This window comes from Pseudomonas bananamidigenes, from assembly GCF_001679645.1.
GTDB lineage: Bacteria > Pseudomonadota > Gammaproteobacteria > Pseudomonadales > Pseudomonadaceae > Aquipseudomonas > Aquipseudomonas bananamidigenes.
The window spans coordinates 1-12921 of record NZ_LRUN01000028.1; the positions used below are offsets into that span (position 1 = coordinate 1).

General features: G+C 60.1%; 15 protein-coding genes and 1 pseudogene. 2 read left to right on the plus strand and 14 right to left on the minus strand.

Going from position 1 to position 12921, the window contains the following annotated elements; all coding sequences use genetic code 11:
• Positions 1-10 precede the first annotated feature (10 nt).
• The 4 genes and pseudogenes from BBF94_RS10465 to BBF94_RS10480 all read right to left on the minus strand — a co-directional run bounded on the left by BBF94_RS10465 (position 11) and on the right by BBF94_RS10480 (position 2426).
• Positions 11-301 carry a DUF167 domain-containing protein gene (locus tag BBF94_RS10465; protein WP_065258963.1) on the minus strand — a complete coding sequence of 97 codons (291 nt, stop codon included), beginning with the start codon at positions 299-301 and terminating at the stop codon, positions 11-13.
• Complete coding sequence (locus BBF94_RS10470) at positions 298-888, minus strand: YggT family protein (protein WP_065258964.1); 591 nt, start codon at positions 886-888, stop codon at positions 298-300. The genes BBF94_RS10465 and BBF94_RS10470 overlap by 4 nt, the downstream gene beginning before the upstream one ends.
• A gap of 10 nt (positions 889-898) precedes the next feature.
• A complete protein-coding gene (gene proC / locus BBF94_RS10475) occupies positions 899-1717 on the minus strand; it encodes a pyrroline-5-carboxylate reductase (protein WP_065258965.1) in 819 nt (272 codons plus the stop codon).
• A 23-nt stretch (positions 1718-1740) separates the two neighbouring features.
• Positions 1741-2426, minus strand: a pseudogene (locus BBF94_RS10480) (YggS family pyridoxal phosphate-dependent enzyme).
• Positions 2427-2482: 56 nt separating this feature from the next.
• Here BBF94_RS10480 and BBF94_RS10485 point away from each other — a divergent pair.
• Positions 2483-3517 carry a type IV pilus twitching motility protein PilT gene (locus BBF94_RS10485; RefSeq protein ID WP_065258966.1) on the plus strand — a complete coding sequence of 345 codons (1035 nt, stop codon included), beginning with the start codon at positions 2483-2485 and terminating at the stop codon, positions 3515-3517.
• 48 nt (positions 3518-3565) lie between these two features.
• On the opposite strand, the gene BBF94_RS10490 is transcribed toward BBF94_RS10485, so the two are convergent.
• On the minus strand, positions 3566-4189 hold the full coding sequence (locus BBF94_RS10490) for a C40 family peptidase (RefSeq protein ID WP_065258967.1): 624 nt from the start codon (positions 4187-4189) through the stop codon (positions 3566-3568).
• Between the two features lie 247 nt (positions 4190-4436).
• Between BBF94_RS10490 and BBF94_RS10495 the strand changes: the two genes are divergently transcribed.
• Positions 4437-4871, plus strand: coding sequence for an NINE protein (locus tag BBF94_RS10495; RefSeq protein WP_065258968.1), 435 nt, complete (start codon positions 4437-4439; stop codon positions 4869-4871).
• Positions 4872-4948: 77 nt separating this feature from the next.
• On the opposite strand, the gene BBF94_RS10500 is transcribed toward BBF94_RS10495, so the two are convergent.
• From BBF94_RS10500 to gshB, 9 genes are all read right to left on the minus strand, one after another.
• The gene (locus BBF94_RS10500) at positions 4949-5353 is read right to left on the minus strand and encodes a hypothetical protein (RefSeq protein ID WP_065258969.1); all 405 of its coding nucleotides are present in this window, start codon (positions 5351-5353) and stop codon (positions 4949-4951) included.
• Positions 5354-5393: 40 nt separating this feature from the next.
• The gene (locus BBF94_RS10505; RefSeq protein WP_065258970.1) at positions 5394-6380 is read right to left on the minus strand and encodes a lipid II-degrading bacteriocin; all 987 of its coding nucleotides are present in this window, start codon (positions 6378-6380) and stop codon (positions 5394-5396) included.
• A 321-nt stretch (positions 6381-6701) separates the two neighbouring features.
• On the minus strand, positions 6702-7973 hold the full coding sequence (locus tag BBF94_RS10510; RefSeq protein WP_065258971.1) for a dihydroorotase: 1272 nt from the start codon (positions 7971-7973) through the stop codon (positions 6702-6704).
• Positions 7970-8974: an aspartate carbamoyltransferase catalytic subunit gene (locus BBF94_RS10515; protein WP_025109148.1), complete on the minus strand. Its 1005-nt coding sequence runs from the start codon at positions 8972-8974 to the stop codon at positions 7970-7972. Before BBF94_RS10515 ends, BBF94_RS10510 begins: the two co-directional genes overlap by 4 nt.
• Positions 8975-9001: 27 nt before the next feature.
• Positions 9002-9505, minus strand: coding sequence for a bifunctional pyr operon transcriptional regulator/uracil phosphoribosyltransferase PyrR (gene pyrR, locus BBF94_RS10520; protein ID WP_011336369.1), 504 nt, complete (start codon positions 9503-9505; stop codon positions 9002-9004).
• 81 nt (positions 9506-9586) lie between these two features.
• Positions 9587-10024, minus strand: coding sequence for a Holliday junction resolvase RuvX (gene ruvX / locus BBF94_RS10525; RefSeq protein ID WP_065258972.1), 438 nt, complete (start codon positions 10022-10024; stop codon positions 9587-9589).
• Positions 10024-10596: a YqgE/AlgH family protein gene (locus BBF94_RS10530; RefSeq protein WP_065258973.1), complete on the minus strand. Its 573-nt coding sequence runs from the start codon at positions 10594-10596 to the stop codon at positions 10024-10026. Before BBF94_RS10530 ends, ruvX begins: the two co-directional genes overlap by 1 nt.
• Before the next feature lie 170 nt (positions 10597-10766).
• Complete coding sequence (locus BBF94_RS10535; protein ID WP_065258974.1) at positions 10767-11666, minus strand: energy transducer TonB; 900 nt, start codon at positions 11664-11666, stop codon at positions 10767-10769.
• 107 nt (positions 11667-11773) lie between these two features.
• Positions 11774-12724, minus strand: coding sequence for a glutathione synthase (gene gshB / locus BBF94_RS10540; RefSeq protein WP_065258975.1), 951 nt, complete (start codon positions 12722-12724; stop codon positions 11774-11776).
• Positions 12725-12921 lie beyond the last annotated feature (197 nt).

The window sequence follows — 12921 nt, forward strand, 5'->3', positions numbered from 1 at the left end:
GTGGGAACGATCAAGGAAGAGCCAAACCGGGCAAATCCGGCAGCTTCTTCGGCGAGCAGATTCTCACCCGCTTCTGCCGGTTCAACTCACCACTGAGCAAACTGACCTGGCTCCTGGAAACCCCGAAAGCCTTGGCCAGAAACCCCATCAGGTACGCATTGGCCTTGCCCTCGACCGGCGGGGCGGTCAGGCGGATTTTCAGGCGGTCGCCGTGCAGCCCGGCGAAGTCATCGCTGCGGGCTGCCGGTTGCAGGTGACATTCGAGAATCAGGTCGTCACCGTCCCAACGGAACCAGCTCACATCAACAGGCGCAGGATTTCCGGCATCATCGTCATCGCCGCGAGGTTGTTGATCACCAGCATGTCGATCAGCTTCAGCGCGAGGAAGGCGAAGATCGGCGACAGGTCCAGGCCTCCCATGCTCGGCAGGAGGCGACGGAACGGCGCGAGGGCCGGCTCGCAGATCTGGTTGACCAGTTCGGCGCCCGGGTTGTGGCTGCCCGGGGCGACCCACGACAGGATCACGCTGATGATCAGGGCGAAGAAGAAAATCTTCAGGAACAGCGCGGTCACGCCGATGATCGACCAGATGAGCAGTTGCAGCAGATTGCCGGTGGTGCCGTAGGTCAGCAGCAGGGTCAGCGCCATGAGGGCCAGTTGCACGAGGATCGCCAGTACCAGTGACGACATGTCCAGGCCGAACAGGCTCGGGATGATCCGGCGCAGCGGCTTGAGCAGCGGCTGGGTGGCCTTGACCACGAACTGGCACAGCGGGTTGTAGAAGTTCGCCCGCACCAGTTGCAGGACGAAGCGCAGCAGCACGATCAGCAGGTACAGGCTGCCGAGTGTTTGCAGCACGTAGACCGCTGCGGTGTTCAATCCGATCATGTAAGGCTCCTTATTTGCCCAGTTGTTCGGCCATCTCGGCCGAGCGGTGCGCGGCGGCGCCGAGTGCTTTTTCCACCAGGGCTTCGAAACCGCCAGCCTGGAACGATTTGATCGCCGCTTCCGTGGTGCCCGCTGGCGAGGTTACGCGGCGGCGCAGTTCGGCGGCGTCGACATCGCTGGAAACGGCCATGTGTGCCGCGCCCAGCGCGGTTTGCAGGGTCAGTTGCTCGGCGGTTTCCTTCGGCAGGCCAAGTTTGACGCCGGCAGCGGTCATCGCTTCGATCAGCAGGAAAAAGTACGCCGGGCCGGAACCGGAGACCGCAGTGACCGCGTCCAGTTGCTGCTCTTCGTTCAGCCACAGGGCGATACCCACGGCGGACAGCAGCTCTTCAGCCTGCCGGCGCTGTTCGGCGCTCACGTCGCCGGTGGCGTACAGGCCGCTCACGCCCTGACGCAGCAGCGCCGGCGTGTTGGGCATGCAGCGCACGATCGGCTGTTCGCCGAGCCACGCAGTCATGCTGGCGCAAGTGATACCCGCCGCGATGGACACCACCAGTTGATTCGGTTTGAGGCTTGGGCGGATCGCTTCGCACACGGCTTTCATGGCCTGCGGCTTGACCGCCAGTACCACCACGTCGGCGCCGTCGATGGCCTGGGCGTTGTCGGCAAAGGTTTCGATGCCGTGTTCGGTGCTGACCCGGTTGCGGGTTTCTTCGCCCGGATCGCTGGCGCGGATGTGTGCGGCTTCCAGACCCTTGGCCCGCAGGCCGCCGATCAGGCTGGCGGCCATGTTGCCGGCACCGATAAAGGCAATACGCGTGTCGCTCATGTCAGGTCCTTATCTGGAAATCATCAGGATTGGGCGTAGTCGCGAGCGCCAAACAGGGCCGTACCGATACGGACCCAGGTGGCGCCCTGGGCAATGGCCGACTCGAGGTCGTGGCTCATGCCCATGGAAAGTGTGTCGAGTGGCAGATCGAGGTCGGCCTGCAATTTCCGGACGGCGGCGAAGGCGGCGTCTTGCGCGGCACGATCATCGGTCGGCTCGGGAATCGCCATCAGCCCGCGCAGCTTCAGGCGCGGCAGGGCGCTGATGGCCTTGGCCAGGGCCGGCAGGTCGGCCGGGGTGCAGCCGGATTTGCTGGCCTCACCACTGACGTTGACCTGAATGCAGACATTCAGTGGCGGCAGGTCCGCCGGGCGTTGTTCGGACAGGCGTTGGGCGATTTTCAGGCGATCCACGGAGTGCACCCAGGCGAAATGCTCGGCAATCGAGCGGGTCTTGTTCGACTGAATGGGGCCGATGAAGTGCCAGATCAAGGGCAGGTCGGCCAGTTCGAGCTGTTTGCCCAGGGCTTCCTGCAGGTAGTTCTCGCCGAAGTCGCGCAGGCCGGCGGCGTACGCTTCGCGTAGGGCCTCGGCGGGTTTGGTCTTGCTCACGGCCAGCAGCCGGACGCTGTTTCATCGCGGCCGGCGGTCGCGGTGGCGGCGTGAATGCGTGAACTAACGAGGGCGATGTTGTCTGCTATCGTGGTCATCAAGAGGCGCCAGCGGTCTGAAGGTTCGCGGCATTCTACTGGAATTGAGGGACGCTATGGATATCACTGAACTGCTGGCCTTCAGCGCCAAACAGGGCGCTTCCGACCTGCACCTGTCGGCCGGTCTGCCGCCGATGATCCGTGTGGATGGCGATGTGCGGCGGATCAATCTGCCGGCGCTGGATCACAAACAGGTGCACGAACTGATCTACGACATCATGAACGACACCCAGCGGGTGGAGTTCGAGAAACATCTGGAAACCGACTTTTCCTTCGAAGTGCCGGGCGTGGCGCGGTTTCGGGTCAACGCCTTCAACCAGAATCGTGGCGCCGGCGCGGTGTTTCGTACCATTCCGTCGAAAGTGCTGAGCATGGAAGACCTCGCCATGGGCGATGTCTTTCGCAAGATCACCGATTCACCGCGCGGGCTGGTGCTGGTGACCGGACCGACGGGTTCCGGCAAGTCCACCACCCTGGCGGCGATGATCGATTACCTCAACACCCATCGTCATCACCACATCCTGACCATCGAAGACCCCATCGAATTCGTCCACGAATCGCGCAAATGCCTGATCAATCAGCGTGAAGTCCACCGCGATACCCGCAGTTTCGCCACGGCCCTGCGTTCGGCCCTGCGTGAAGACCCGGACGTGATCCTGGTGGGCGAGATGCGCGACCTGGAAACCATCCGGCTGGCGCTGACCGCTGCGGAAACCGGGCATCTGGTGTTCGGCACGCTGCACACCACCTCGGCGGCCAAGACCATTGACCGGGTGGTTGACGTATTTCCGGGTGACGAAAAATCGATGGTGCGCTCGATGCTGTCCGAGTCATTGCTGGCCGTGATCTCGCAGACGCTGATCAAGAAGATCGGCGGCGGCCGGGTGGCGGCGCACGAGATCATGCTGGGAACGTCGGCGATCCGTAACCTGATCCGTGAGGACAAGGTGGCGCAGATGTATTCGGCGATTCAGACCGGCGGGTCGCTGGGGATGCAGACACTCGACATGTGCCTGAAGGATCTGGTGACCAAGGGCCTGATCAGTCGTGAACATGCGCGGGAGAAGGCGCGGACGCCGGATAACTTCTAGCCAAAAAAAACGCAGCCCGGGGGCTGCGTTTTTTGTGATCTGCAAATGTCAGCGCTGAACCACGCGCATCTGCTTGCCGCCCGGCTCTTTCGGCAGCATCCGCTTGGCAACCACGTAATGCTGTTCCCAGTACGGTTTGTTCAGCGTATCGATACTCACCGCTTTGCCGCGACGCGGCGCATGGATGAAACGGTCGTTGCCCAGGTAGATGGCAACATGATTGACCCGACGGCTCTTGATGTTGAAGAAAATCAGGTCGCCCGGCTTCAGATCCTTGCGCTCGACTTTCTCGCCGTGGCCGCTGGCCATGGCATTGGAGGTGCGCGGCAGGTCGAACGTGGCGTCGTTGAACGCGTATTTCACCAGGCCGCTGCAGTCGAAGCCTTTGCTCGGGCTGCTGCCGCCCCAACGGTAAGGTGTACCGAGGACGTTCACCGCGCGGCTGAGGACGTTGCTGCTTTCCTTGTTCGCCATCGCGGGAACCAGCTTGCCGTGACCTTTGCTGGCGAGCGTGGTGTGTTTCGTTTGCTTGCCTTTGTTCGAGGGAGCAGAGGCATGGGATTTGGGGGTGAAGCCGTTGACGTTGGGCAGACGTTGCTCACGATTGGTGGCGTGGGCGGCCAGTGGCATTAATAGGCAAATGGTCAGCCATGTCTTGAAAAATGGACGCATAGGCAGGGCTCGTATAGGTTAGCGCGCAACTTTATAACAGCTTTTTTGTCCCTTCCGAGGCCGTTGGTCGATTCAAAAGGCGGGCAACGGAACCAAACAAGCGGCAAATGGACGCAATTGTCGGACAGAAGTCAGGCGCTACAAGGCTTTGACGGACCACAAGGTAACATTTGCCGTACGTCGGCTTCCTGTAAAAAAGTCACAAAGAATTAAAGAAAATTTATCTATTGCGTGAATCGAGGTCTTCATGAACCGCTATCGACTGCCCCAGGTAAAGGAAAAGGACACCCATAGCAAGGTGATCGGTTACCTGTTGTGGATCTTCGGTTTTACCGGATCCCACCGCTTCTATTACGGCAAACCGGTGACCGGCACGATCTGGTTTTTCACCTTCGGACTGCTGGGGATCGGCTGGCTGATTGACGTGTTCCTGATTCCGGCGATGGATCGGGAAGCGGACCTGCGGTTTGCGGCGGGGCCGATCGAATACAACGTGGCGTGGATTCTCCTGACGTTCCTTGGCGCGTTCGGCGTGCACCGGATGTATCAGGGCAAGTGGATCAGCGGGGTGGTGTATCTGCTGACCGGCGGGTTGTTCTTTCTGGGGGTGCTGTATGACTTCTGGACACTGAATGATCAGGTGTCGGTGCGTAACGCCGAGGGGCGCGGCGCCTTTCAGTAAGTGATGCGAGGGGTTGCTGCCGAAGCTGTTCGCACTTTGGCGGCAACCCCTCCTCAAGCCTCGGTCTTGCATTTGTGTCATTTCAATTGCGCGAAGGTTTGTCTTTGGAAAGCGACAAACGTAACGGCAGTGACACCATAAAGTATCGCAATGATGGCGTGATTGGGTATGGACCAATACACAACCCTGTCCACCAAGATCACCAGCGATACTGTTGCAATCAAGTAGGCTGATATTTTCAGTAGCAGACCTGCACGCAAACTGGCGCGTCCCCGGCGTAATAAGAAAATTTGCAGTAGTTGCGTTAGTGCCAGTGCCAGAGAAATCAGCAGCGTTACACTAATTGGCAAGCCAATTGAGTCCTGGTTTACGTCATATATCCCCGATTCGAGGTTTTTTATTAGTATGAGTATTGCTGCGCCAGATGTGATTGCGAGAGCGATCGGATAAATATAACTAAATGGTTTGTAGGTTATGTTCATTCGCTCTCCATTGAACAGGTATCTGTAAAGTTATTAATGCTCACGGCGTAGGGTGAAATCCAGCTCCGCTCAGCCTTATTTTATGCTCTCCGAAAATCTCGATCTCGTAATGTGTTCCAGAAAATACTCTGCCTGCTGTTGTTAATAATTCAAGGGCAGTTGACCTGTTGCTTGCGTCGAAGTCGTAAGTGTCAGTATAGGCTCTGATAACACCATCGAAAACCCAGGCTCCTGCATTATCGCGTGAAAAGTTTCCTTCCATCTTTAACGTTATTCTTCCCAAGTAAGCCCCGGTGATAGTGCTGTCATTAATGGTGGCGTAAGGGATTTTCGGGTCAGATAAGTAATAAGTGCCGGGTTCTCGGGTGCTCGCGATAGAGCTTGCCAGTAATGGCAGTTCGTTGGCTTTGACATTCAGGCCAATGTTGTTGATGTTGACCCTCATCCTCTCGCCATTTCCCCAGAGATAATGAGCAAAGGCCTTGATCGGGCTGAAGGTGCCGCCAGATAGCTCGGTTGTGAGTGTTTCGTAATTCAGATTGTAAGGAGCAGTCGCGGAGACTTTGATCAATGCTTCTATGGGGCTTAATTTTTGCTGCGCCGCAAATGCATCAGCCAAACTGAAATTGATGACTTTATTCTTGAAATAACCATGGCTGATGATGGTGGAGTTACTGAGTAAATAATTGTCGCTTTCGGTAATTCTCCAGAGGTCGCGAATTCCACCCAAGGCGTCGTTGTTAATTGCCTTGTTCACCATTTGCAGTTCATAGGTGAAAGCTTTAATTCCGGATTTTATTTCAAGCCAGGCATGGAACATGTCCATTTCTGCTGAGGTTATTACAGGGCCGCTACTCAGTGGTAATGAATAGGTTTGACCGTCATTGGTGATAACAGCCTCTCCTGTACCTTGCCAGTCTGCTGTTGCATAGGTTCCCCATCTGAAGCCGGAGTCAACTGTAAATCCGCCAGAGTTTCCTGTTGTGCCTCTGATCACAATAGGGGGGAGCGTAAGTCCATTTTTCATATGCTCATCCTTGTGGGTATTGGTTATCCTTTTGATATTTTTATATTAGTGGCTGCGCGTAAGTGTCGCCTATTAGAACTTTGTAGGCTGTTTCTGATCGTGTTGAGGCTATTTTTACGAGAGTGTAAAGCGTCGGATTTTTCTTTATGGCGGGCGGCCGCTTTCCTACGTCAATCGGTGTAGATCTAACAGTGGAGAGGACGCGAAGGAGATCGTGTTGCGAAGAATGACTTTGAGCGTGACTTTACCAGCAAGGATATTTGTCGCTATTAAATAGAATTCAGGAGATAGCAGGCCATTACAGCCTGCTATCTCTTGTCTTCATGCCTGATGGCTGATCCGGCCATCCACCAGGGTGTAGCGCACGACACCCGGCAGACTATGGCCGATGAACGGGCAGTTTTCGCCCTTCGACAGCCAGGTCTCGCCGGCCACGGTCGAGGCCTTCGGATCGAACAGCACGATATCCGCTGCACCGCCCACCGCCAGTTTGCCCGCCGGCAGGCGCAGGGCGTCGGCCGGGCCGGCGCTCAGGCGCGCGAGCAGGGTCGGCAGATCCAGCAGGCCGTCTTCGACCAGCGTCATCGCCAGCGGCAGCAACAGTTCGACGCTGCTGATGCCCGGTTCGGTCGCGCCGAACGGAGCCAGTTTGGCATCACGCTCGTGGGGCTGGTGATGGCTGGAAATCGCCGAGATCACCCCGGACTTCACCGCTTCACGCAGACCGTCGCGGTCGGCGCGGGTGCGCAGCGGCGGTTGTACGTGATACAGGCTGCTGAAGTCGATCAGCGCTTCATCCGTCAGGATCAACTGATACAGGGCGACATCCGCCGTGACTTTCAGACCGCGGGCCTGGGCCTGTGCGATCAGGGCTGCACCACGGGCACTGGTGAGCTGGCTGAAATGTGCGCGCACACCGGTCTGTTCCACCAGCAGCAGATCCCGGGCCAGCGCCACGGTTTCGGCGGTTTCCGGGATGCCTGGCAGGCCGAGGAAACTGGCGGTGGGGCCTTCGTGGGCCAGGCCGCCGTCGGCCAGGTCATGATCCTGGGAGTTGAAAATCACCGTCAGGTCAAAGGTCGCCGCGTAGTCCAGCGCCCGGCACAGGGTACGGGTGTTGCGGAAGCTCTCAAGACCGTTGCCGAATGCCACGCAACCGGCGTCGCGCAGGGCTGCCAGCTCGGCCAGTTGTTCGCCGTCCAGGCCTTTGCTAAGGGCGCCGATCGGGAACACCTTGGTGTTGCCGGCCTCTCGGGCGCGGTCGAGGATCAGCTCGGCCACGGCGGAAGTATCAAGCACCGGTTTTGTCTTCGGCGGGCAGCACAGGCTGGTCACACCACCGGCTGCCGCTGCACGGGTTTCGCTGGCGATACTGCCCTTGCGGCTGTAACTCGGCTCGCGCAGGGCGACGTTCAGGTCGACGAGGCCTGGAGCGGCGACAAGGCCGTGGGCATCGATGGTTTCCACGGCGCTGAAACCGGCCGGTGCAGCGCCGAGGGCGACGATCTTGCAGGCTTCAACGTGAATATCGGTGATTTGATCCAGGCCGCTGGCTGGGTCGATGACGCGGGCGCCGAGAATGCTGAGCTTCACTGGGCGTTCTCCTGCTCGAATTGACGCTGCGCGGTTTGTCCGCTCATGGCCATGGACAGCACGGCCATACGGATCGCGATGCCGTAAGTGACTTGATTGAGGATCACCGAGTGCGGGCCGTCGGCGACTGCCGACTCGATCTCCACGCCACGGTTGATCGGCCCCGGGTGCATGACGATGCAATCGGGTTTGGCGCCGGCCAGGCGCGCGGTGGTCAGGCCGAACAGACGGTAGAACTCGCCTTCGCTCGGCAGCAGGCCGCCGGTCATGCGTTCACGCTGCAGGCGCAGCATGATCACCACGTCGACGTCTTTCAGGCCTTCGGTCATGTCGGTGTAGACCTTCACGCCGTACTGCTCGATGCCGATCGGCAGCAGGGTTTTCGGCGCGATCACGCGGATGTCCTGGCAGCCAAGGGTCTTCAGGGCGAGCATGTTCGAGCGCGCCACCCGCGAATGCAGGATGTCGCCGACGATGGCCACCGAGAGGTTTTCGAAGCTGCCCTTGTGCCGACGGATGGTCAGCATGTCGAGCATGCCCTGGGTCGGGTGGGCGTGACGGCCGTCACCGCCGTTGATGATCGCCACCTGCGGGCAGACGTGCTCGGCGATGAAGTGCGCGGCGCCCGAGTCACCGTGGCGCACGACGAACATGTCGGCGGCCATGGCTTCGAGGTTGCGCAGGGTGTCGAGCAGGGTTTCGCCCTTGCTGGCCGACGAGGTCGACACGTTCAGGGTGATCACGTCCGCCGACAGCCGTTGGGCCGCCAGTTCGAAGGTGGTGCGGGTGCGGGTGGAGTTTTCGAAGAACACGTTGCACACGGTCTTGCCGCGTAGCAGCGGGACTTTCTTCACGGCCCGTGCGCCAACTTCGAGGAACGAGTCGGCGGTGTCGAGGATTTCCGTCAGCAACTCCCGGCGCAGGCCGTCGAGCGAGAGGAAGTGTCGCAGCTGGCCCTGATCATTGAGCTGCAGCGGGCGCTTGGTATCTAGAGGCGTCATCGCGAAGGGGACTCTCAATAGGGCGGATTAAAGGGCAAGGTCTTGCAGTTCGAGGGCCAGCTCCGGGCCGGACAGCTTGACCCGCTCGTGGGCGGCCAGCGACAGGGTCGCGCCGACCACGTTCGGGCGGATCGGCAGTTCGCCGGCGTCCAGATCCAGCAGGCAGACCAGCGTCACGCTGGCCGGACGGCCATAGTCGAACAGTTCGTTCATGGCGGCGCGGATGGTCCGGCCGCTCATCAGTACGTCGTCGATCAGCACCAGATGCTGGCCTTCGATTTCGAAGGGCAGGGCGGACGGGCGCACTTGCGGGTGCAGGCCGTTCTGGCTGAAATCGTCGCGGTAGAAGGAAACATCCAGCGTGCCCAGTGGCGCGTCGCTGCCCAGTTCTGCGAGCAGGGCCTGGGCGACCCAGACGCCGCCGGTGCGGATGCCGATGTAACGCGGTTCGCTGATATTGCGCTGGGCAAGGTGCGCCTTGAGGCGGGTCGCCATCTGGCTGATCAGATCGGCGGGATTGGGCAGGCTCATGGTTGCTCCTTCTCGGGGCCGAGCCGGTTCTCGCGAACCGGAGCTCGGGTTGTAGCCAAAAGAAAAGCGCCGTAGCGCTTGTCAGGATTCAAACAGTGCGGTGTTTTCGTCGAGCCAGCCCTGCAACAGCAGGGCGGCGGCGATGGCGTCCACCGGGTTGTCGCGGTAACTGCCTTTCTGTCCGCCGCGCACCAGTCGTTCACCCTTGGCTTCGAAGGTCGTCAGGCGCTCGTCATGGGTGTAGAAGGGCAGGTTGTAGCGGCCGTTGAGGCGGCGGGCGAATTTCTCGGCGCGGGCGCACATCTCGCTGGGCGTGCCATCCATGTTCAGCGGCAGACCAACGACCACGGCATCGGGCCTCCATTCCTTTATAAGGGCTTCGACCTGGTTCCAGTCCGGAACGCCGTTCTGGGCCTTCAGGGTGCACAGTTCGCGAGCCTGGCCGGTGATCACCTGGCCGACCGCCACGCCGATCTGTTTGGTGCCGTAGTCGAAGCCGAGGATCAGGCGCAGGGCCATCAGGCGTGCCCTGCCTGGCTGGTCAGCAGGCTGAGGTTGATTCCCAGGTGCTTTGCCGCCGCTTCCAGACGCAGTTCGCTGCGGGTGTTGAACAGGATGTCGGCGTCGTACGGGCAGGTCAGCCAGGCGTTGTCGGCCAGTTCGGCTTCCAGTTGCCCGGCTTCCCAACCGGCGTAACCGAGGGTGATCAGGCTTTTCGCCGGGCCCACGCCGTCAGCGATGGCGAACAGCACGTCCTGGGACGTCGACAGTGCCAGTTCGCCGTCCAGCTCGACGGTGGCCTGGAAGGTCTTGCCCGCCGGATGCAGGACGAAACCTCGATCGGTCTGCACCGGGCCGCCGATGAAGATCGGTACATGCTGGCACAGCGCTGGCGGATCGACGTCCGGGCGCAGTTGCTCGAGGATGTCGGCCAGATTCAGCTCTTGCGGTCGGTTGATCACCAGCCCCATGGCCCCATTGGCCGTGTGCTCGACGATGTAGGTCAAGGTGTGGGCAAAGTTCGGGTCGGCCATGTGTGGCATGGCGATCAGGAAGTGATGCTTGAGGTAGCTGGGGCTGACGTTTTTCATGTGCGGTAGTGTGGCGTTCGGGGGGCGAACTGACAAGCTGGAGATGCAAGCAACACATCCATCCATCGTGGGAGCGAGCCTGCTCGCGAAAGCAGTGTGTCATTCAATATTCATGTAGCTGATCCACCGCATTCGCGAGCAGGCTCGCTCCCACAGGGGTTCTGCGGGGGTCAGTTACTGGAGAGCCGGTCGCCCCGGGCGAATTTCCAGGTGCGGATGATTTCCAGCCGGTCGATGTCCGACAGGTCCCCGGTAAACGGTGCAAACGGTGCGGCCAGACGTACGATGCGCTGTGCCGCCTGATCCAGCAGCGGCTGACCGGAAGATTCCAGCACCAGCACTTCATACAGCGAGCCGTCGCGGTTGATCGACACCATCAGGCGCAAGTTGCCGTAAATCTGCTGGCGCCGGGCTTCTTCGGGGTAATTGAGGTTGCCGATGCGCTCGACCTTCTTGCGCCATTCGTCCTTGTACCAGGCGCCCTTGTCGCGCATGGTCGACGCCGCGCTCAGGCGGTGGATGCGCGGGCGTTTGGCGTACAGCTGTTGTTCGTTGGCCAGCTCGGCTTCGAGGCTGGCGATGTCACTGGAAAGCTGGGAGCTGTCGAAAGTCGGGGCGTCGACCGTGGGTCTGGTCTCGGTCCTGGCTTCTTCTTTCTTGGTCGGCGCCTTTTTCGGCTTCGGCGCGACGGTAGTCACCGCCGCCTTGGGCGCGGCTTCCTGCACCTGCGGTCTGGCGGCCGGCGGCGGCGTGACTTTTTTGACCTGATTGTCCTGGAACGGCGCGACCTCGGTGGTCTTGGGGATCGCCTTCTTGTCGAGGGTGCCGCTGCCTTCCTGGTTTTCCTGGGCGAGGAAATCGGCCTTCGCCGGCTTCTTTTCGCTCTTGAAGGTGGCGAGGGTGATTTCCAGGGTTTTGCTGATCTGCCGGGGCTCGACCATGGTGAAACCCACGCCGAGCAGCAGCGCCAAATGGATCAGCGCCGCGAGAAACAGGGTAAATCCGAGGCGATCGACCGGGCGCACGCCGCGGTGGGCGAGTTCAGCAGGCAGATCGGACGGAAGTGTCATGACAAGAAAACCAACATCGCGTTTTTCACAGGCCGCGCATGATAACGCAATGTTGGTTTCACGCCTTGGGCTTCAAGCATCAAGCGACAGGCTGCATGTGACACACATCAACCTTGCAGCTTTTTCTCGATGGCATCCATCAGCATTCCGCCAATGTCGGTGCCGAAGGCATTGTCGATCTCACGGATGCAGGTCGGGCTGGTGACGTTGATTTCGGTCAGGTGCTCGCCGATCACGTCGAGGCCGACGAACAGCAGGCCTTTCTCGCGCAAGGTCGGGCCGACCTGGGCGGCGATCCAGCGATCCTTGTCGGTCAACGGACGGGCTTCGCCACGACCGCCGGCGGCGAGGTTGCCACGGGTTTCGCCCAAGGCCGGAATCCGCGCCAGGCAGTAATCCACCGGCTCGCCGTCGATCATCAGGATGCGCTTGTCGCCATCGACGATGGCCGGCAGGTAAGCCTGGATCATGATCTGCTGTTTGCCGTGCAGGGTCAGGGTTTCCAGAATCACCGACAGGTTCGGATGACCGGCGGTATGACGGAAGATCGACGAACCGCCCATGCCATCCAGCGGCTTGAGGATCACGTCACCGTGATGGTCGGCGAATTCGCGCAACACGTCCGGGCGACGGCTGACGATGGTCGGCGGCGTGCACTGCGGGAACAAAGTGGCGAACAGTTTTTCATTGCAGTCGCGCAGGCTCTGCGGCTTGTTGACCACCAGCACCCCGGCGGCTTCGGCCTGTTCGAGCAGGTAGGTGGAGTAGACGAACTCCATATCGAACGGTGGATCCTTGCGCATCAGGATCACGTTCAGGTCGCTGAGCAGGGCGTCCTGTTCGGCACCCAGTTCGAACCATTTTTCCGGGTTGGCGAAGACCTTCAATGGCTTCATCCGTGCCCGGGCCTGGCCTTCAGCCTGATAAAGGTCCTTCTGCTCCATGTAGAACAGTTCCCAGCCGCGCTTCTGCGCCGCCAGCAGCATGGCCAGCGAGCTATCCTTTTTGTAGGAAATGCTGGCGATAGGGTCCATGACAATCCCGACGCGAACGCTCATTGGGTTTTCCTCGAAAATTGGCTACCGGATCGGTATGAAAAAGTGCCGCCAGAGTGGCGCCGGGCGGGTTTGCGGTCAAGGAAAAACCCGTCGATAGATTGCGTCAGGAGACTGTGCTAAAAAGGCTGCCAGCTGCACTGGCCCTTGAACAACAAGGGTTTCCAGCCATCACTCATCGCAAAACGGACAAATTGATT

Coding starts and splice junctions, on each gene's coding strand:
- BBF94_RS10470 (WP_065258964.1), bottom strand. CDS start 888: ATGATCGGATTGAACACCGCAGCGGTCTACGTGCTGCAAACACTCGGC.
- proC (WP_065258965.1), bottom strand. CDS start 1,717: ATGAGCGACACGCGTATTGCCTTTATCGGTGCCGGCAACATGGCCGCC.
- BBF94_RS10485 (WP_065258966.1), top strand. CDS start 2,483: ATGGATATCACTGAACTGCTGGCCTTCAGCGCCAAACAGGGCGCTTCC.
- BBF94_RS10490 (WP_065258967.1), bottom strand. CDS start 4,189: ATGCGTCCATTTTTCAAGACATGGCTGACCATTTGCCTATTAATGCCA.
- BBF94_RS10495 (WP_065258968.1), top strand. CDS start 4,437: ATGAACCGCTATCGACTGCCCCAGGTAAAGGAAAAGGACACCCATAGC.
- BBF94_RS10500 (WP_065258969.1), bottom strand. CDS start 5,353: ATGAACATAACCTACAAACCATTTAGTTATATTTATCCGATCGCTCTC.
- BBF94_RS10505 (WP_065258970.1), bottom strand. CDS start 6,380: ATGAAAAATGGACTTACGCTCCCCCCTATTGTGATCAGAGGCACAACA.
- BBF94_RS10515 (WP_025109148.1), bottom strand. CDS start 8,974: ATGACGCCTCTAGATACCAAGCGCCCGCTGCAGCTCAATGATCAGGGC.
- pyrR (WP_011336369.1), bottom strand. CDS start 9,505: ATGAGCCTGCCCAATCCCGCCGATCTGATCAGCCAGATGGCGACCCGC.
- ruvX (WP_065258972.1), bottom strand. CDS start 10,024: ATGGCCCTGCGCCTGATCCTCGGCTTCGACTACGGCACCAAACAGATC.
- BBF94_RS10530 (WP_065258973.1), bottom strand. CDS start 10,596: ATGAAAAACGTCAGCCCCAGCTACCTCAAGCATCACTTCCTGATCGCC.
- BBF94_RS10535 (WP_065258974.1), bottom strand. CDS start 11,666: ATGACACTTCCGTCCGATCTGCCTGCTGAACTCGCCCACCGCGGCGTG.
- gshB (WP_065258975.1), bottom strand. CDS start 12,724: ATGAGCGTTCGCGTCGGGATTGTCATGGACCCTATCGCCAGCATTTCC.